We start from the raw sequence: 19,642 nt of genomic DNA, 5'->3' as shown, positions 1-19,642 counted from the left end.
CGCTTTTAGACAGGTTCCCTGGTATCGGCCTCGACGAGGCATTGCTGTTGCCGATCGAAGGTCACGTTAATGATGTCATTGGTGATCAGATAGATTTCATCTTTCCCATTATTGGGTTAGACTTCGTTCCAGTCGATGCAGTTAGCGTTCCCTGCGCGTACTTGTCCAGATTCTTTGAGGGGGATTGTTACGCCAAACTTATCTTTGAACTTAACGTTCATCTGATGCTTTGCGATCCACATGGAGAGGATTGCTACCTCTACGGTAAAGATCGTCGATCTCTATGCCGTAGAAGTTCTCGATATTGATGCAGGAGTCTGTGAATAGAGTGCTGTGTTTCTGGTCTAGGCCAGCTAGCCGCTCTAGAATCTTGTGTTCCAGTCGGCGTAGCTCTTTATATGCAATAACAAGGAAGTTTCCATTACCGCAAGCGGGATCGCACAAGTGGTCACGAGATGGATACAAGAGCTCGGTTCGAGATGTGTCACCGTCGAGCATAGATGTCCGCTAAGACCGGCAGCTTTGCGCGGAAACAACGGCTTGAGCGTTGGGTTGCCATGCATGTTTGAAGCTGATTCCCCGAAGTCTCGCCCGACTTCCGTGATGCAGTGAACCAGTCAGGATTTCGCGCGCAATAATAGCGAGTCAGCAGCTAACCGCAGCATTATTGGCTCGCGTAATCTCCGGCTGCTCCTTTCTTGCAGGAGCGCAGTCAGGAGGGTAACAGTCGAGGGCGTCGTTAACGGTCAGACTGTCACGTTTCCAGGCTCTATCTGTCAGATGCCTGTTGAGGTTTTGAGCGCTTCCCTGAATTCGGAAATGCGGTTTTCCTGGTTGTAGAACGGTAGGCCGATGATGCGGTAGTCGGTGTTGTCGACGTAGACGGTGTGCGGGATCGCGTTCTGCTTGATGGAGAGTAAGAATTCTTCCTTCCACTTGTCGGTTTCGAGCAGGTGCGTACCCTTCGGCTCCACGTAGATCTGTTGCTGTTGGTAGGGCTGACCCTTCTTGCACAAGAAGAGGAGGAAGTCAGGTTCGAATCGCTCGCCGGTCTCAAACGAGTAAATGGCTAGCGGTGCGAGCTGCTCGTTGCGCACCAGGTAAACCTTCTCATACTGTTCTTTAAGGTCGTCGATAACGGTCGAGAAGTATTTGACAAAGGACTTCTCTTCGCTAGTGCCGTAGTTGTCGTTGTAGACATACCATTCGGCGGTGTCAAGGTTAACGCGACGACTGGAATCAGGATCGCTGCATTGGCTGGTGCCGATCCCACCCTCAACCGGGTTCGCAATCTGTAGACGCTTGTTTCGTAGTACCTCGTTCAATCGTTTGGCTTCGAACTGGTACGTGCCTCGGTAGGTGACCTTGATGCCAGCCATATAGTTGGCAACGGCTCGGAACACTTTGTTCAGACCTGCCGCAGATTAGCCGCAGTGAGGTTTTCGGTGTCGCTTTGGAAGGTGATCTCAGTTTCTCCGAGATAGTCCGCTGACGTAATAAACTCGCGGATTGAGTTGAGGTGGGGGAAATAGTGTTTGAGTACCTCGAAGCGCAGCGCGTCGTTGCACGCCAACGACCCTAACACCACATTCAGCGGCATGTCGTTGATCTTGCGGCGGATCGTATACACTTTCGGGTTCTCGGATAGTTTTGTTTGCTCGGTGTCTGTTCCGAAGAGGCTCACGAGTTGTGAGGGCGCGTGGCGGACATCAAGTTGGTAGATAGCCGACTTTACTCGGTTATCCAATTGGGTGACTTCCTCGCGGGTGACTTCCTCGCGGTTGTTGCTGAACACCATCGCGTTGTGATAGAACTCTGTCTGTTTGAATGAGGGTTTGAGTTCGTAGGTGACTTCGGTGACTTCGTCGGGAAGCAAGCCTGTTTCACGTAGCGCGAGGCGTAGCTCGGTGATGTACTTAGAGTCCTGTTTGGAGTGGTAGAGCAGGGTTTCAAGGAGCCGATTTGGGCTGTCAAGGTCGTGATCGTATTTGCGGACAGATTTGTCTGCCTGATCGCGATCGATTGCCTCGTTGTCGAGTAGGAACGGAAAATATCGTGCCCCACGGCCGATCAATTGTGCTTCTTTGATTGTGTACGCTCCGGGCTTTCCTGCTTTTCCTCCCTGACGTGTTTCATAGAGGCGGACGATGTCATAGAGATTGAGTACGTCCCAGCCTTCATTGAGCATGTCCACTGTGAAGATTATCCGATACGGGTTGGAATGCTCTTCGAGCGAGTTCACCGCCAGCTGCTTCTCAGTCGAGTTGTCAGTCGAGCCATTCATGATAATGGCGTTCTCTTCAGCGAATCCTTGCTGGATACTTGAACGCAGGGAGCGCAGGCTCGGATCCTTCTCATAGAAGTACCCGATCGCCTGTTTCATCAGGCCATCGGTGGCCATCTCGAGGATCTCGCTCTCGGTGAGTCGTTGGAGTCGTTTAAAGAATTCACCGTAGAACGCTTTCGAGTCATCAATTCGTTGTGATTTCAACAACACTACTGGTCTTGAGTAGACGCCACCGTCTGCAAACAGCGCGCGACGATACTCCGACAAGACAAGAGCTTGAAGAGTTCTTTCCCACGGATTGAGGACAGACTGGAAGTTCTGGAAGTCCTTCGTGAACCCAGACTCACGGAAACATGCCAGGGGGTAGTCAAAGACGATCTTATCTCTGTACTTCTGCAGAATGTTGCGGTCACGCAGATCAACAGTTGCCGTGAACTCAAGGAGCACATTATCCCGGTTACCCAGGAAAGCTGAGTTGACCGTGTACTCCCACGAGCGGTCCTCCTCATCCTCAGCTTTTGTTGCCTTCTTGGTTCGCGTATTCACGTGATGTGACTCGTCAGAAATCATCACCACAGGAGCATCCTCAAAGTCATCACTTGTGAGCGCGTTTTCCTTCGGATCAAGAAAATCCAGATGGAGCTTTTGGGTCGTCGAGAAGCAGAGGTTAATTGCGTTCGGGTCGGTGGCAGCAAAGTTGCTGACCTCGTTGATGGGAACTCGTATGCCGTCGATCTCGATAGACTCCGCGAAAAGATATTTCGCTGAGGACGAGTCCAAGAAGTTAGCTTTAGTCTTCTCGATGATATTCGTTTGGTTCACGAAGAACAGGAAATTGCGGTAGCCGAGCGAATAGTAATGCAGGATAAGGCCAGCCATCATCACGGTCTTACCTGAGCCCGTCGCCATGTGATAGAGGAGATGAGTCTGACGGTTCTTCGGCAACTTGTCATTGCTCAAATACTCGAGCATATTTGAGAACGCATGCTCCTGGTACTCACGCAGCTCGATCTGCGGAGCGAGATTCTGCTTTATGTGTGCAGGCGGCTCGTGTCGCGTCCCGAATTTATAAAACAAGTCGAGTTGCTGGAACAGGAACATGTCTTTGGTAGTGGGGACGCTCATTATTCGCCCTTCTGGTAGAAGGACTTCGTGAACGCGATGTCAGCTTCCGATAAACCGAAGTCGGCATCCTCGATCTCCGAAGCGTTGACGTACAGCCGGTTCTTGTCTAACAACTCGGCCACAATCCTCTTCTGATCCTCCAGCGGAAGCTGCTCAAACTCCGTGCAGGCGGACGTTATTTGATCAGGAAGAACAGACGGCCTCAGCAAACCGCTCTCAGTCGCTCGATCCAGAACTCGCTGAACCGCATCTGTGGTCATCGCGTCCTGCAACTCACTCATCAACTCCTCTCCCTGTTCAGCGAGCTCGACGTAGACGAATGAACCACCACCTTCCCATTTCTGAGTCTTCGAGACGCCGCCCTGCTCGCCGGCGATAACCTTCTCCAACCGAGGGACAGTAACTTCATCGATATAGTCCATCTGCTCGCCCCCGATGTAGCAGCGTTCCATCTTGTGGGCGACAGCCGCAGTCGTCCCAGAACCAGCGAAAAAATCAAGAACAAAATCACCAGGTGAAGTTGATACTGAGATAATCGCCTCGAGTAGTTCCTCTGGCTTTGCAAAGCTGAATGCATCTCGCGAAAACAAGTCACCTATTTGCTGGTTTCCTTTCGCATTTTTGCTTCCGCCGAGCACAGCTTTCAGGAAATCTCCGATCAAGAAATCAGATAGAACAGCTGAAAGCCTTCCACTACTATCGTCTTGAACCTTGAATTTTCTTGCAACAGGTCCAGATATGTCCAGGAAGTCATAGTCATCAGGGAAAACTATGTATCCAGCATCGTAATGTTTCTGAAAAGTATCTTTTGTAATAGCCCAAGTCCTGTTTTTAGATGCGGGATACTCCTTGCCTGTCTTTGGATCTACCATCGTGAAATAAGAATTCGGACGTGCCGATGCTGTGGTTTGCTTCTTTAAATCTGCGATTCTCCAGGGACGTCCAGGATAGTCTTCCGTCTCATAGTATTTCCGCTCCACAGACCGCCCTACGGGCTGTTCTGAGGCGGAAGAATTTGCATAAAGGAGTACCCAATCGAAATCCTGTGACATGTTAAACGACACGTCAGACTTTCCAGATCTGGTTCGCCTCGGAACAGTTGCTACAAAGTGTTCAGGACCAAAAATGTCGTCAGCTAAAACTTTAAGATAATGCATCCCGTCCTCGCCGATACTGATCCAAATGACGCCACCGGCGATAAGTAATCGTTTCGCCATCTCGAGACGAACTTTCATGAATGTCAGCCACGTAGACAAATGAAAATCTGAATTATAAGAAAACGTGTCTTCGCCACGCCGTTTCTTGAAGTAATATGGCGGGTCGATGTAGATACATTTGACTTGCCCCTCGTAGCGTTCAATCAGTGAGCTTAGAGCCAGGAGGTTGTTGCCTTTGATGATGAGGTTATCGTCAGGATTGAACTCGGACACTGGCGTCGATCCGTCTTCGGTGTAGCGGGCTGCGTTACAGAATGCTTTCGGGGCCAGTAATCTGCCGACTTCGTCTGGGGCGAGGGTTTCGTTGTAGAAGATTTCGTCGCGTTTTTCGTCTTCTTTGTCTTGACTGCCTTCAAGTACGCAGTCTTTGTATGGCCACACGAGGGAGACTTCGTTTGAGGAGGTGAGGAGGTCGTGGTCGTTGGTGGAGAGGCCGATTTTGTTTCGGTAACTGGTGTAGCTGTCGGGCAGGAATTCTTTGGAGTTGACGACCCACATGAATTTCTCTTGGTCGAAGATAGTCACGCCGTCGACGTCTTTGAAGAAGTGTTCTTTCAGTACTGGTGATGTCATGAGATAGCGGATCAGCTGTGAGTCGAGCTGTCTGACCGCATCCTGGATTCGTGGTTTGAGTAGTTGGCCGTCTTGGGTAACGAAACGTTCATCGCTTTTGAGCACGCCTTCGAGTTCTTGTAGGAACTTCATTGTTACACCTTTTTCTTGATGGTTCCGGACGTTGTTCGCCGCTTGTTGTTTCGTGTTGAAGGGGTAGATGGGTTTGCGCCAGACAATGCAGTGAAAGCCTGGTTGGTGCTGGGTCGGTCACCCAAGGGGTCACTATGAGAGCGTGTCGGGTTTCCTTCCTAGGCGTTTTCCATAGTTTCCAGTATCGCTGAGGCCTGCTGCTGGCTCCAAAACTCGGTCTCGACCTCCGCGAGGGTGTCTGGTGGTTGTGTACGGGGTCACCCCGTACACAACCACCAGACACCCTCCCAGAATCGCTCGAAGCTTCGATAAGACGCGACAGATTATCAAAGAGCATGTTTCCACGGCGACTCAAACCGACATGCGGTCGTAGGTTTCAGGTTTGTAGGTGCATCCTTGCTTGATGTCACCGCGGTAGTGAGCGACGAATGCTTCTTTACTGCGATCAAGGTTAGAAAGCGCATATTCTTCGACACGTTCAGCATCGGCATGGGCGATTGCATAAAGCCCACATCGTGTGCAAACATCCCTGTTTCCCCTACACTGCGACCACAAGCATAAGCGAATCGGGCGCGAAGGAGAACGTCAAGGGGGTGTAACAGTTCATCGCAGACAGTCACAGGCTCTTGCTCGGCGTAATAGAGAGCACAAATGGTCTCGAATGAGGTGCTTTTGAAGGACTGGTTGTCGCCCCGAGCTGGGTCATCCTGCCAGTATTGGAAATATCCGAAGAAACGGTAGTAGTTGACCTGCGCGAGAAACTTGACTGAAGCTGCACTGTCGTATAGCCCTAAACTCGCGGGTAGCGTCACGGTTTCCCAAATTTTCGACTCGAGACTCGATTTGATGTAGATTCAACGCAGGCATGATCTTCCTTCTGCGGGAGATGGTGTATATGACTTTAGCTATGGTGAGGTCTCATTGTTGGAGAAACGGGAGGAAATGAGGGGTAGTCCTTACTAACCCCCATACCTCCCCTCCAACCTCCCAGGCCCGTCACCTTCCCCCTCATCCCACAGTTCCTCCTGAAAGCGCTTGCGCTTCTCCCTCCGGGAGAGCCGCCGCACAGGTGTGGTAGTCCCAGCAGCAACCCCCTCAACGTCAGCATTCCCAGAAGCGGAAGTGCCACCCGGAGCCCCCTCAGCATCACCAGCCCCCTCACCACCAGAACCACCTCGAACAGCACCAACCCCACCCCCCATCATCTCCGCTTCCTCCTCCTTAGCCCGCCGCCGCTCGCGCATCTCGGCGTACACAAAGTACCCCAGCCCCAGCGGGGCCATGACGCCAAAGGCGATCCACTGCAACCCATAGGAGAGGTGCGATCCCCGGTCCAGCTTCGGTATCGGCATGGCGGCCACCTCACCGGCCTGCCCCTCGGTCAGTTGCAGGTAGTCTCGTGCCAGATCCACCCCCGTGGCCTCGCTAATCTGCTCGGTATTAATCCCGTACACCTGGAGGTACCCCTGTTCCTCCATCGGCTGCCTATCGGGCTCCACCTCGTCGAGCCGGGCCACGGCCACAATGCTCACCTCACCCGTGGGTGCGGCCACATAATCTGGCACCCCGGCCCCCGTGGCAGGCTCAAAGCCACGGTTCACCAAGTAAGTAACACCGTCAGAGGACGACACAAAAGGCGTCAACACCTGCACCGCCGGCCCGGATTCGCTGGCCCTCATGCGCAGCACCACCTCGTCCTCGGGGAGGTAACGCCCGGTGAGGCTCACGCGCTGCCATTCCTGGGCGGCGTCGATAGTGCCGTCGGTGAATACCTCCCCGATGGGCAGGGGCTCGTGCTCAAAGGCGGTGGTGATGCGCTCGTTGCGCTCTACGATGTCGGAGTCCTTGTTGAGCTGCCAGGGCGCCAGGAAAGTAAAGGCAAAGTAGGAGAACACCACGATCAGCAGGGCGGCGATGATCCACCCCGGTTTGAGGAAGGTCCGCCAGGTGGGGCGGTGGCGCTGGTTTCCGTAGCGTTCTTGGACCGTCGTGCTGCTCACCCTATCGAGCCTAGTCCAGGCGGGCGCGCGCCCAATCAAGGATGCCGTCGAGTGCCGCACTGATCTGCGAGTAGCAGGTGCGGAACCCCTCTTGGCCGCCGTAGTAGGGGTCGGCCACGGAGGACTTGGGCGGGGAGTCGGGGTCGAAGCTGCGCAGCAGGCGCACGCGCTCGGCGGGCACGCCGTGTTCCACGATGAGCCGGGAGCGGTGTCCGGTATCCAGGGCAAGCAGGAGATCGGCCTGGGCGTCGGCGGGGCCAAAGATACTGGCGCGCAAGTTCGAGCCGTCGTGCCCGTGGGCGGAAAGTTCGGCCAGGGTGCGCGGGTCGGCGGGGTTGCCCTCATGCCAGCCTCCGAGCCCGCAGGAGGTAATCGTGAGGCGGTCGGCCAATCCGGCGTCGAGGGCGGCGTCGCGCAGTAGTGCCTCGGCCATCGGCGAGCGGCAGATATTGCCGGTGCATACGCAATCAATGTGCAGGTGCTGGGCCATAAAAAACTCCCAATCGCGGTAGGGGAAAAGGCTGTTCTCTAGTTTGGCAGAAATTACCTAAACTATGGGGGATTGCAGCAGAAAAGAAAGGGGCACAGCAGTGAATACCGTAGCGCGCGTGCGCGAGGTTATAGAGGAGGCTTATCCGCCGGAACTCGCGGAGAGTTGGGATCAGGTGGGCCTCATTTGCGGTGATCCGCAGGCCCCGGTGACCAAGGTGGCCTTTGCTCTGGATTGCACCCTGGCGGTGGCGCAGCGCGCGGTGGAGATCGGCGCGCAGATGCTCGCGGTGCACCACCCGCTGCTGTTGCGCGGGGTGCACAGCGTGGCCGCCGACACCCCCAAAGGCAAGGTGCTGCATACGCTCATCACCGGCGGCGTGGCACTCATAGCCGCGCATACCAACGCTGATTCCGCCCGCCCTGGCGTGAACGATCGCCTGGCGCAACTGGTGGGCATTACCCCAGGCCGCCCCATCAAGCCCACCGACCCCACCTTCCAGCCCCTCAATGAGGCCACCGGCCTGGGCCGGGTGGGAGAGTTGCCCGCCCCCATGCGCCTGGGCGACTTCGTGCAGCAGGTGGCTGACGCCCTCCCTGAAACCGCGTGGGGCGTGCGCGCCACCGGCGACCCGGAGCAGATGGTGCGCACCGTGGCGGTTTCCTCCGGTTCCGGTGATAGCTTTCTCGACGCCGTGCGCGACCTCGGTGTGGATGTCTATGTCACCTCTGACCTGCGCCATCACCCCGTGGACGAGTACCTGCGCGCGGGCGGGCCCGCCGTGATCGACACCGCCCACTGGGCCAGTGAGTTTCCGTGGACGTCCCAGGCCGCGGAGATCGTCGCCAAGCAAACGGGGCTGGATACCGAGGTCATTGACATTCGCACCGACCCCTGGACCATCTCCGCCCACCCGCGCGGGTAAAAAGGAAAGACATGAAGCTCAGTAACTCCGCACAACGCGCCCTGCTGGAACTATCCACCCTGCAACGCTCCGCGGAGGTGGCCGGCTCGCGTCCCGCCCGTGGCCCCGAGGCGGAAGAGTTGGAGCGCCTGCTTGCCGAGCGCAAGCGCCTGCACAGCGCCGCCGCCAGCGCCCGTATGGCGGTGGATGACATGGAGGTGGAAATCCTGCGTATCCAGGAGGACGAGCGCAAACTGCGCAAGCGCGAGCGCGAGGACAAGCGCGAACTCGGGGCCACCGAGGACCGCGAGCGACGCCGCGACCTCGAACACGATCTCTATTCCGCGAAGTCCCGCATCGCGGACCTGATGAGCGAACTCCAAGAGGCCCATAATGAGATTCACGCCCTGCGCGCCAATAGTGACGTGCACGCGGAGAAACTCGCCAACCTCAACAAGCAGATCGAGGTAGCCGAGCAAGCTGTTGCTGCGTCCGGGGAGGAGACAGGCGATACTCAGGCGCGCATAAGCGCCCTCGAAGAAGAACTGGGCGCGGAGATCGTGGCCGAATACCAGCGCCAGCGCGAGGAAAACGGCGTGGGCGCGGCCGCCTTCAACGGGCGTTCCTGTGGCGGCTGTTTCATCGTGCTGCCCGCCGCCGACCGTTCCGCCATTAATCTCGCCCCTGCCGATGATCTGCCCCAGTGCCCCAACTGCGGCTCCTACCTGGTGCGGCAGGGGTCCTAATGAAGGTCTGCATCGAGGCCGACGGCGGCTCGCGCGGCAACCCCGGCATCGCGGGCTCCGGCAGTGTGCTTTACGACGCCACCCGCACCACCATCCTGCGCGAGCAGGCTTATGTGGTGGGCACCTCTGCTACCAATAACGTGGCCGAGTACTACGGGCTCATTACCGGGCTAGAGGCTGCGCGTGATTACGGGGCCACCGAGGTGGCCGTGTACATGGACTCCAAACTCGTGGTGGAACAGATGACCGGGCGCTGGAAGATCAAGCACCCGGACATGCAGAAACTCGCCCTGCGCGCCAGGGACATCATGGCCTCCTTTGACTCCGTGACCTTCCAGTGGGTGCCGCGCGAGAAGAACAAGAAGGCCGATGAACTCTCCAACGTGGCGATGGACGCCGCGGCGGCCGGGGCCAAGCCGGGGTTGGTGAAAGATACTTCTGGCTCTGCTGAGGTCGCTGCTGCGGAGACCGTCGGCGAGGCCTCGTTTAGCCCCACTCGGGTGCTCAATCCCGAGGGAGCGCCGGTTACTCGGCTCATTCTGGTGCGTCACGGCCAGACCGAGCACACGGTGCGCGGCTGCTACTCCGGGCATAGCGATCCGGACTTGACCTCTATCGGAACCGCTCAAGCGGAGCGCGCGGCGCAGTTGGTTCAGGGATTGGTTTCCTCGAGGGAGGCTGTTGTGCTGTCCTCCCCGCTGCGGCGCGCCCGCCACACGGCACAAGCGGTGGCGCAATCCATCGGCGCGGCCGTGAAAGTAGAGGCCGATCTTATCGAGCTGAACTTTGGCGATTGGGACGGCAAAGAGTTCTCCCAGGTGCGGGACGCCTACCCCGCAGAGCACGCCGCGTGGTTGGAAGATACCGCCGTGGCCCCTCCGGGAGGGGAATCGTTGGACGAACTTCACCGTCGGGTGAGTGCCCTGCGCGAGCGGTTGGTGAAAGACCACGAGGGTGCCACGCTGGTGCTGGTCAGCCACGTGAACCCCATTAAGTCCCTCCTGCGCCAGGCCCTCGGCGGTGGCCCCGAATGTTTCCGGGGGATTTTCCTGGATATTGCCTCGGTCTCCGTGGTGGAGTTCATGGGGGAGCGCGGCGTGGTGCGAGGAATCAACATCGGGCAGTAGTAGGTTGCCTGTGTGCTGTGCTCTGCGCGGCGTCGGCGTTGTACTCGCGCCGGGGCCGGGGGTAATCTTAAAAGCCGCGAATGAGCCGATCGGGTGAACGCGGCACTCCGAACCAACCACGTATGTGGCCAGGCGGAACACCGAGGAAAGTCCGGACTCCACAGGGCACGGTGGTTGCTAACGGCAACCCGGGGCGACCCGCGGGAAAGTGCAACAGAAAGTAGACCGCCCGCGCCGTGAGCGCGAGTGAGGGTGAAAGGGTGCGGTAAGAGCGCACCGGCGGGGTAGGTGACTATCCCGGCCAGGTAAACCCCACCGGGAGCAAGGCAACGAGGCGCACCCCTGTGTGCGCCGGGAGCGAATGTTTGAGGGCTGCCCGCCCGAGTTCGCAGGTAGCTGCTTGAGGCGATCAGCGATGATCGACCCAGATGGATGTTCACCGCCGCCCACCGATGGTGGGCGGAACAGAATCCGGCTCATAGATCGACTCATTCGCCTCTTTTATTGGGCCTGGGCCACCTCCCCAGGGAGCAGCGCGATCACGGAATACTCTGCTTCTTCTAGTGCTTCCTGGAACGCGGTGGCCTTGGCAGCGGGAACCAGGGCGGTGACCCACCCGGAAGAAGTCACGCAGGCAGGCCGCGCACTATAGGCACCGTGGCTACGGCACAGCGCGACGAGCTCATCTGTGTGCGGAGAGTACGTGGTACTCAGGGCCGTTGCGGATTCTTGCAGCAGGCTCGCCACCTCCGAGCGACGTCGCCCCCGCAACAAGGACACCAGCGTGCGGGAACGCTGTGTTTCCTCTTCCCAGAAGGCCAGCCATGTGGCAGCCTCCTCCACCGTGGGGTAGCCCTGGGGGCCGTGGACATCGTGAACGGCCTTCAACCAATCAAGAACCCTGGGAGTGGCGTGGGGGAGCGAGCGCAGGTGTTCCGCGCCGAAGGCATGAGACGCTTGGTTGATGAGGTTTGCTCTCATGGTGACGGTCGGCTCGTCGCTATGGGTGCGAGGAAGGTCAGTGTTGCCCACCGCGAAGGCCACGGTATCGGCCTCCAAGAGCGCCGGGGTGGTGGTGACCGAGCCATCTGCGTAGTCCACCACGCAGATGGAACCCGAGGTAGAACGCAGCGCAGCAGTATGCCGGGCGCGCAGAGGAGAAGAATCGGGGAAGGCAGAGGCGACGTGAGAGCACACGGCCGCCAGGCGTGCCCGCGCCGGAGGATCGTCTAGTGAGTGTGCTTCTGGGTAAAGGGCGAGCCCGAGAGCGGCATCGAAGGAATGAAGGGCGCCGAGCCCGGATTCGAGGGGGATGTCCGAGCACACGGTGATATTAAAACCGGGGGTATCTCGGCTGAGCATCTGGCGTTGAATGAGCGTTGATATAAGGAGAGCGGCGCGGCGTATGAGGTACTGGGGTGTGGAGGACTCACTCTCTTGGGGGTCCTTGAAGGATTGCGCGGAGCGCGCGCCGTGAATATCGGAGCTGAGCTCGGGAAGCTCTATGCCGGGGAAGGAACCGCGCAGGTGAATAGCCGGGGTGTCTGGGGTGCCCGGGGTGCCTTGGTGGGTGTCGCCCGGATCGCGGGGGCTTAAGACAACCGCAGTGGCAATATCTAAACGGGAAAGCACCACGATTCCACCGAAATCATCGGTCTGTTCTCCTAGAACACACCATGTGCCCGGAGCCTGAGCAATGTGGGAAGGGAGAACCCCAAAAAAAGCCTGGTGCATAGCGCGGGCGCGGTCTGCGACGGAAGAAGCGGTGGGTTGCGGCACGATCGCAATAACTCCTGACGATGCGGAAGTGGTGAACAGGGACATTCTATGTTGCGGTAATCTCGCGGTGGATACGCGTGGATACGTGTACGGATACATGCGGACGCGCGCGGATGCACACCAAGCGGTGGAAACCGATGAGAAGAAGGCAGGGATAAGGGCTATGGAGAATACCGAGGCACAGTGGTTTTATCATCCCACCACGGGGAAGGTAACCCAAGGGGTTCAGGGCTCATGGGAAGATCGCATGGGCCCTTACGCCACTAAGGAAGAAGCCGAGCAGGCCTTGGAGACCGCTGCTAAGCGCAACAGCGCCTATGATGTTCAGGATGAGGATTGGGACTAGTCGGCTGCCTCGGTTTTTCTGTGGCGGTGTCCGTGAAAATATCGCCTAGGCGATGGATCGTTTAAAGCGCTTGTAGCTGGACTTCACGGAACGATGGCGCTGATCTATGGCGCGCAGAACTTTCCTGGAACGCTCCCTTTCCGCTTGATAGAGGAGACCGTAGGAGAAGGTATCTTCACCGCGGTTTGCAGCTTGACGCGCGCGCCGAAGGATCAGCTCGCATACGGATATTGAATACTGTGCCTCCAGGAGAACACCCACCAGTTTCTTGGACTCCTGCGAGAGTCGTGCGGAGTCATAGGGTGTGAACTCCAAGGCCACGCGAGAGACAGTACGGAGCCGCTCGGCCACCTTGTGCATTTGAGAAAGGTGTTCCTCATATTCGGCCTCGGTGACCTCGGGGTCGTCAAAGACTTCCAGGGCCGAACTACGCAGAGTTTTGAAATCAACGTAAGCGCGTTTCACGGCTCTGACGATGATGGCCGTGGCTTTACGCCGCTCCATGCGCCCTGGCAGCGGCGGATCGGCCAGGAACTCATCAAGCGCATCGAGCATGGAAAGATAGCGCTCCGATTCCAGGGCGGCAACCACCCGGTAATAGGCGCGCTGCTTGCGTGAATCCACATCGTGTTGGAGACGCTGATGGGCCTGTTGATCTACTAATCCCGTGGGATCGGTTTCGAGGAGATGATGAACTTGCTGGGCCACGGCATCGGCATCGCAAGCCCGATGCAAAACGAGGGTCAATTGCTTGAGCTCTTCCTCGATGGAAGAAGCCGTGGCAATGCGATTATCCCACCGTTCGTGGTCAAAGAGCTCAATAAACATAGTGAGCACGCTGCGGAGATCCCGGATTGCGTTGAGCATAGTGAGCACCGAGCGGTGATCCCCGCGCCGGGCACCGGGATCCTGCTCTACGAGAGAATCTCGGGTGGCGATCATGGCATGCAAGACCCCGGCAAAGGCTTCATCGCGATCATCGTACTTGCGGAAAGAAATAGGGGTGGGCGGAGTGGGGGCGAGCTCAAAACTTTCCCCTAAAGCGGTGAGGAGTTTAGAGGGGGAGTGAGAATCTACCGCGCCCACGGTGGTGAGCTGTTCATCGGCAGATTCGAGTATCTGCCTTCCTAACTTGGTATTGGCGAGGGAGCCCGTGAGCTCTAGTTCCCACTCCCGCCATTGGCGTTGCTCGGGAGAAGCGCCGGGGAGGAGAGACCACGCGGTAACACGATCATCACAGAAGTCCGCTACGGCACTGCCATCTTCTGCTTTCAGAGTGGATTCTGAGCGAAAATTATCTACCTGGGCGATGGGAACGAGCCGGTGTCCGCGCACGATGGCTCGCACCTGGCTCAGTAACTCTTCCGGTACGGTTGCGCCGTCCGTCGTTTTATCTTCCGGGGCAAGAGGTGCACTAATCTCCATGCGCCCGCTGCCAGTATCGGGGAGTTTGAGGTGCCAGCCGTCATCTTTGCCCCCGGTGCGCCGCCGCAAGGTCATCTTCGCTCGGGTAAGGCGTAAATCCTGCGTGTCGTAATAAATAGCGGAGAGCTCGTAATCCTGAGCTGCCGCCGCAGAGTGCACATTAAGAATCCTGGTGAGATTCGGTATCGCGGCATCGTTATCCACGGAGTACTTGGTTTCTACCTCAAGAAATTGATCGGTGCTCATGATGCTCCTTCGTATCTGCGCTGCTTGATTCTGAGGGCAATGGCTTGCCTACCAGGGTAGCCCGAGGCGTGGCGAGCATGTTGCTGGCGGCGATCATGCCGTCGCGGTACCCCGGAGGGTGCGGGGGGCGTAGCGGGAGGGGACACGTCTGCGTGAGTGGGAGGGCCTGGGCCAGGTGGTGCGCATAGCCGAGCATAAAACTCGGGCGATAAGCGCGGTGACGGGAAGGGAGGGGATTGGAGTAGAGAATGTGCTGTTGGTGCTGGTTGAGACAATGGAAGAGCGTAAGGGTACGCGCATGGTCATGGTGCGGCGAACCAAGTAGGGCGATACCGCGTTGGTCGATCAAGAAGGCCTGACCACCTTGGGCAGCTGCTACTACCTGTAAGAGGAAGAACTGATGGCGTACCCACGGAGGTCGGAGATGGATGCGGGTGGGGGTGCAATCTTTATCGAAAATATATTCCCTTCCCTGCGTTTTGCCGTTCATGGCTATACCCCTTCTATCGTTCTGATCTTGTTGTTTGGAAAATTTAGGGCATGGCCGTGGCGTCTCTACCCCCAACTGTTCGAAAATATGATCTCTTAACCTTGCTAGGCAGTGACGATCCGATAGACGCCTTACCCCCGCTGGTACGAATGTGGGGCCGGGGTCCGTGTTCGTGGCTAAGGTGGTGGCATGAACAGTCAACAAGAGTTCGTGCTGCGCACCGTGGAAGAGCGCGATATTAAGTTCATTCGCCTGTGGTTCACGGATATTCTGGGATACCTCAAGTCCGTCATGATGTCCCCCTCTGAGCTAGAGAGCGCTTTTGAGGAGGGAGTAGGGTTTGATGGCTCTGCGATTGAGGGATTCTCGCGGATCTCGGAAGCCGATACCATTGCGCTTCCCGACCCTTCCACCTTCCAGATCTTGCCTTTCGATGAAGGCGCTGAGGTGCAGACGGCGCGAATGTTCTGTGACATTTCTATGCCCGATGGACAGCCCTCGTGGAACGACCCTCGTCAGGTGCTGCGGCGGCAGATGCAACAGGCCGCCGATGAGGGGTTTACGTGCATGATTGCTCCGGAGATTGAGTTTTACCTCCACACGAACTCGGCTAAGGAAGGGGAGGATCCCAAGCCAAAACCCACCGATAATGGCGGATACTTCGATCAATCCACGCATAACGACACCCCGAAGTTCCGCCGTCAGGCCATGCAGGCCCTAGAGGCGGTGGGGATCGCCACGGAGTTTTCCCACCATGAAACGGCGCCCGGCCAGCAGGAGATTGACTTGCGCCATGCCGAGGCTCTGCCGATGGCGGATAGCATTATGACCTTCCGCTATTTGATGAAGCAGGTAGCCCTGCATAATGGCGCTCAGGCGACCTTCATGCCTAAGCCCTTCCAGCAGTGGGCTGGCTCGGCCATGCACAGCCATATCTCCCTATTCGAGGGGGATAGTAATGCGTTCCATGACCCCGACGCTGAATATTCGCTTTCTGAGACGGCCAAGCAGTTCATCGCGGGTATCCTAAAGCATGCTCCGGAAATAACTGCGGTGACGAATCAGTGGGCTAATTCTTATAAGAGAATTATCTTTGGCGATGAGGCTCCCACCGCAGCCACCTGGGGGGTATCCAATCGCTCTGCGATGGTGCGAGTTCCCACGTATCGCCTCACTAAAGCGGAATCGCGCCGCGTGGAGGTGCGCAGCGTGGACAGTGGGTGCAACCCCTACCTCTCGTATGCGGTATTGCTGGGCGCGGGCTTGAAGGGCATACGCGAAGGGTACGAGCTGGGTGAACCGGCAGAGGACAACATTTCTCAGCTCACCCGCCGGGAGCGGCGCGCAATGGGGTACGTTGATCTTCCTTCCAGCCTCGACCAGGCCCTTCATCGCTTGGAGGAATCGGAGCTGATGGCGGAGATTCTAGGGGAGCGCGTATATGAGTTTTTCTTGAGGTCCAAATGGCGTGAGTGGCATGACTATCAAGAGCAGATCACCCCTTGGGAATTGCGCCATAACCTCAATTACTAGGCCCGTGAGAAAGCAGGAAAACGGTATGACGTTATCGGGTAAACGCGCCTCCATTCCCACTCCAGCGGTATTAGGGTTGGGTGGACCTCGTGCGGCGGAGGACATTCATCTTTTGGGCTGGGATACCGCCGAGTCAGTAGATGTGTTGTGGGCCCTTGCTGGGTGCGGAGACCCCGATCAAGCTCTAAACGTATTGGTGCGTCTGCATGGGGGCTTGGAGGAAAAGGGGCAATCCGCAGAGTTTCAGCGGGTGCTGCGGGAAGATCATGCTTTCCGCATTCGGGTGATGGCATTGGTGGGGGGATCGGCGGCCCTGGGAGATGAACTGGCGGCTCATCCGGAATCGTGGAGGGAATTGACTAAGGAACTCCCCACGCGCGTGGAAATGATGAAGGGGTTGCTAGAAGTCGTTGACGCGGTGCCCGCGATTTTTGCCGAGGAGGGCGAACGGGAGGGGGGTGATCTGGCGAAAGATGATCTGGAGAGCGGCGATGCGGAGCAAGAACAACCTGAAAAAGAAAACGGCGGGGAAGGAGCCCCCGCGGAAAAACATGCTCCCGATCCCGCTTGTACAGATAGAAGCGTGGCCGGCACCTATCGAGCCCGCGTGGCAGATGGAGATGCCCAACGTCGTTTAAAGGAGGCTTACCGGCTTTTCCTCATGCGCATTGCCGCACATGACCTTGCTGGCACGTATCCCTCCACGAAGCGACAGGAGGGCCTTGAAACGGTACCTTTCGAGCAAATTACGGAGTCCCTATCCGATCTCGCAGATGCCGCTCTCACGGCTAGTTTGGCCATTGCCGTTAATAACGTCTACGGAGATTCTCCTTTGGATGCTCGACTGGCCGTTATCGCATTGGGGAAGTGCGGCGCGCGAGAGTTGAATTATATCTCCGATGTGGACGTCATCTTCGTCGGCAGCACCGTGACTCCGCGGATAACCCGTGTTGCCGGAGAATGTGCGCGCATTGGTTCCCGATCTTTCTTTGAGGTGGATGCCAATTTACGCCCTGAAGGGCGCTCTGGGGCGCTGGTGCGTACCGTGGAATCTCATCTCACTTACTACCAGCGGTGGGCGGAAACCTGGGAGTTCCAGGCCTTATTAAAGGCTCGTGCGCAAACGGGTTATATGCCCTTGGGTCAGCGCTATCGTGAAGTCCTTGATCCTTTGGTGTGGGGTGCTAGCCAGCGGGAATCCTTTGTGGAGGATGTGCAGGCTATGCGACGTCGCGTGCTGGATAACGTTCCGGAGGACATGCGGGATCGGGAACTGAAACTCGGCCGCGGTGGATTGCGGGATGTGGAGTTTGCCGTGCAACTTCTGCAATTGGTGCATGGCCGTTCCGATGAATCTCTGCGGGTACCGGCTACGGTGGGAGCGCTGCGGGCCTTGGTAACGGCGGGGGCAATCGGACGTGAGGATGGCCAAGGTCTTATTGATGCCTATGAGTTTCTGCGATTGCTAGAGCATAGATTGCAGCTTTATCGTTTGCGGCGTACTCATACGCTTCCCGCCGAAGATGATCGAGTGGCGATGTCCCGCTTGGCTTTGACATCGGGGTATGCCGCTCAAGACGGAAAATCCTCCGTGGATAACCTGCGGACGATTCTGCGCCGCGTGCGTTTTCTCATTTTGGAATTGCACTCTAAGTTGTTCTACCGGCCGCTGTTGAACTCAGTGGTGAATATGACGGTAGATACGCTTAAGCTCTCTCCCGATGCTGCTAAGTTACAGCTGGCCGCCTTGGGCTATCGTTTTCCCGATCGTGCTTTTGAGCATCTCACGGCCTTGGCCTCGGGGAATAGCCGTAAATCCAAGATTCAGGCCATGCTTTTGCCCACGTTGATGGATTGGCTCTCGCAGACGGCAGACCCCGATGCCGGCCTACTCAATTACCGAAAATTATCGGATGCCGCTTATGAGCGCAGTTGGTTTTTGCGCCTTCTGCGCGATGAGGGTGTCGTGGGGCAACGCCTCATGATGATTTTGGGCTCTTCCCCTTATACTGCGGATCTCATCATTTCCGCGCCGGAGTTCGTGAAGTCACTGGGCGATGGCGCTAGCGGGCCAAAACTTCTGGATAAGGCTCCGGGAACGGTCTCATCTTCCTTGGTCGCGGCGGCGAATAGGCATAAGACTCCGGATAAGGCGATTGCGGTGGCGCGCTCCCTGCGCCGGGCGGAATTGGCGCGATTGGCCTCGGCAGATTTGCTGGGGATGATGGATGTGCGTTCGGTGTGCCGTGGGCTGTCGATGGTATGGAATGCGGTACTAGAGGCTGCCCTCCAAGCGGAGATACGCCACAGCCAGGCAGAACAAGAAGGAGAGGAGCAGGGTCCTCCGGCGCGTATTGCGGTAATTGGTATGGGGCGCCTCGGTGGTGCGGAGTTGGGGTTTGGCTCGGATGCCGATGTGATGTTCGTGGCGGAGCCGCAGCCGGGATATGAGGAGCATGAGGCGCTGCGCTGGGCGGCAGGGGTGTGCGAATCTATGCGCACGCGTCTGGCTAAGCCCTCGGGCGATCCTCCATTGGAGGTTGATCTGGGTCTGCGCCCCGAGGGGCGCAGCGGCGCGGTGGTGCGATCCATCGAGTCGTATCGGCGCTATTACTCCACGTGGGGGGAGGTCTGGGAAACCCAAGCGCTCTTGCGAGCCACGGTGGTAGCCGGTGATAGGGCCGTTGGCACGGACTTCTTGCACATGATTGATAGTTTCCGTTATCCCAGCGAGGGGATCTCGGCCTCCACGATCAGGGAGGTGCGGCGTATGAAAGCGCGCGTGGATGAGGAGCGCCTGCCGCGCGGAGCCGATCGCAATACGCACACGAAGCTAGGCCGAGGGGCACTAACGGATATTGAGTGGACGGTGCAGCTGCTCACGATGATGCACGCCCATGAGCATCCGGCTCTGCACAATACCTCTACCCTCGACGTTCTCGACGTGCTGGAAGTGGAGCAGATTATCCCCGTTGAGCAGGTGCGCATCCTGCGGGAGGCGTGGTTAGAGGCTACTAATGTGCGCAACGCTTTGGTCTTGGTGCGCGGTAAGCGCACGGATCAGATTCCGCAGCCTGGTCCACAGCTTGCCCAGGTGGCGGGAGCGGCGGGTTGGGATCCTAGCCAGTACCAGAACTTTTTGGAACACTATTTGAGGAAAACCCGTAGGGCGCGGCGCGTGGTGGATCAGGTGTTCTGGGGGGAAACGTCTATGCGGTAGAA

General features: G+C 57.6%; 14 protein-coding genes, 1 other RNA gene and 1 pseudogene. 7 read left to right on the top strand and 9 right to left on the bottom strand.

Annotated elements, in window-relative coordinates:
* Positions 1–119 precede the first annotated feature (119 nt).
* The 7 genes and pseudogenes from Clow_RS12065 to Clow_RS05000 form a co-directional block, all read right to left on the bottom strand.
* Positions 120–438 (bottom strand): annotated as a pseudogene (locus Clow_RS12065) (DNA methyltransferase); the annotation flags it as partial.
* 338 nt (positions 439–776) lie between these two features.
* Complete coding sequence (locus Clow_RS11960) at positions 777–1,379, bottom strand: hypothetical protein (RefSeq protein ID WP_211256930.1); 603 nt, start codon at positions 1,377–1,379, stop codon at positions 777–779.
* A gap of 29 nt (positions 1,380–1,408) precedes the next feature.
* On the bottom strand, positions 1,409–3,412 hold the full coding sequence (locus Clow_RS05015) for a DEAD/DEAH box helicase family protein (RefSeq protein WP_211256929.1): 2,004 nt from the start codon (positions 3,410–3,412) through the stop codon (positions 1,409–1,411).
* Positions 3,412–5,334: a DNA methyltransferase gene (locus Clow_RS05010; protein ID WP_055177201.1), complete on the bottom strand. Its 1,923-nt coding sequence runs from the start codon at positions 5,332–5,334 to the stop codon at positions 3,412–3,414. Before Clow_RS05010 ends, Clow_RS05015 begins: the two co-directional genes overlap by 1 nt.
* A gap of 326 nt (positions 5,335–5,660) precedes the next feature.
* Positions 5,661–6,146, bottom strand: a complete 486-nt coding sequence (locus Clow_RS12230; protein ID WP_169786569.1) for an Abi family protein — start codon at positions 6,144–6,146, stop codon at positions 5,661–5,663.
* A gap of 147 nt (positions 6,147–6,293) precedes the next feature.
* Positions 6,294–7,334, bottom strand: a complete 1,041-nt coding sequence (locus Clow_RS05005) for an SURF1 family cytochrome oxidase biogenesis protein (RefSeq protein WP_055177199.1) — start codon at positions 7,332–7,334, stop codon at positions 6,294–6,296.
* Positions 7,335–7,344: 10 nt separating this feature from the next.
* A complete protein-coding gene (locus tag Clow_RS05000; protein WP_055177196.1) occupies positions 7,345–7,824 on the bottom strand; it encodes a low molecular weight protein-tyrosine-phosphatase in 480 nt (159 codons plus the stop codon).
* Between the two features lie 64 nt (positions 7,825–7,888).
* Between Clow_RS05000 and Clow_RS04995 the strand changes: the two genes are divergently transcribed.
* The 4 genes from Clow_RS04995 (at position 7,889) to rnpB (ending at position 11,096) form a co-directional block, all read left to right on the top strand.
* A complete protein-coding gene (locus tag Clow_RS04995) occupies positions 7,889–8,749 on the top strand; it encodes a Nif3-like dinuclear metal center hexameric protein (RefSeq protein WP_055177193.1) in 861 nt (286 codons plus the stop codon).
* Positions 8,750–8,760: 11 nt separating this feature from the next.
* Positions 8,761–9,474 (top strand): zinc ribbon domain-containing protein, encoded by a 714-nt coding sequence (locus tag Clow_RS04990; RefSeq protein ID WP_055177190.1) that lies wholly within the window; start codon positions 8,761–8,763, stop codon positions 9,472–9,474.
* A complete protein-coding gene (locus Clow_RS04985; protein ID WP_055177187.1) occupies positions 9,474–10,601 on the top strand; it encodes a bifunctional RNase H/acid phosphatase in 1,128 nt (375 codons plus the stop codon). The genes Clow_RS04990 and Clow_RS04985 overlap by 1 nt, the downstream gene beginning before the upstream one ends.
* 81 nt (positions 10,602–10,682) lie before the next feature.
* Positions 10,683–11,096: RNase P RNA component class A (gene rnpB, locus Clow_RS05615), an RNA gene on the top strand.
* Between the two features lie 6 nt (positions 11,097–11,102).
* On the opposite strand, the gene Clow_RS04980 is transcribed toward rnpB, so the two are convergent.
* Positions 11,103–12,380, bottom strand: coding sequence for a galactokinase family protein (locus Clow_RS04980; RefSeq protein WP_055177184.1), 1,278 nt, complete (start codon positions 12,378–12,380; stop codon positions 11,103–11,105).
* A gap of 163 nt (positions 12,381–12,543) precedes the next feature.
* Here Clow_RS04980 and Clow_RS04975 point away from each other — a divergent pair, with 163 nt between their 5' ends.
* Positions 12,544–12,726: a hypothetical protein gene (locus tag Clow_RS04975; RefSeq protein ID WP_055177181.1), complete on the top strand. Its 183-nt coding sequence runs from the start codon at positions 12,544–12,546 to the stop codon at positions 12,724–12,726.
* Positions 12,727–12,771: 45 nt separating this feature from the next.
* On the opposite strand, the gene Clow_RS04970 is transcribed toward Clow_RS04975, so the two are convergent.
* Entirely contained in the window at positions 12,772–14,397 is a 1,626-nt protein-coding gene (locus tag Clow_RS04970) for a CYTH and CHAD domain-containing protein (RefSeq protein WP_055177178.1), read from the bottom strand.
* 679 nt (positions 14,398–15,076) lie between these two features.
* Here Clow_RS04970 and glnA point away from each other — a divergent pair.
* Positions 15,077–16,420 (top strand): type I glutamate--ammonia ligase, encoded by a 1,344-nt coding sequence (glnA, locus tag Clow_RS04960; protein WP_055177172.1) that lies wholly within the window; start codon positions 15,077–15,079, stop codon positions 16,418–16,420.
* A gap of 25 nt (positions 16,421–16,445) precedes the next feature.
* Positions 16,446–19,640, top strand: coding sequence for a bifunctional [glutamine synthetase] adenylyltransferase/[glutamine synthetase]-adenylyl-L-tyrosine phosphorylase (locus tag Clow_RS04955; protein WP_055177169.1), 3,195 nt, complete (start codon positions 16,446–16,448; stop codon positions 19,638–19,640).
* The last annotated feature ends 2 nt before the right edge of the window (positions 19,641–19,642 follow it).

This window comes from Corynebacterium lowii, assembly GCF_001412085.1.
GTDB classification, from domain to species: Bacteria; Actinomycetota; Actinomycetes; order Mycobacteriales; family Mycobacteriaceae; genus Corynebacterium; species Corynebacterium lowii.
Note: the sequence above shows the minus strand (reverse complement) of the source record. Positions and strands in the feature narration are given on the sequence as shown.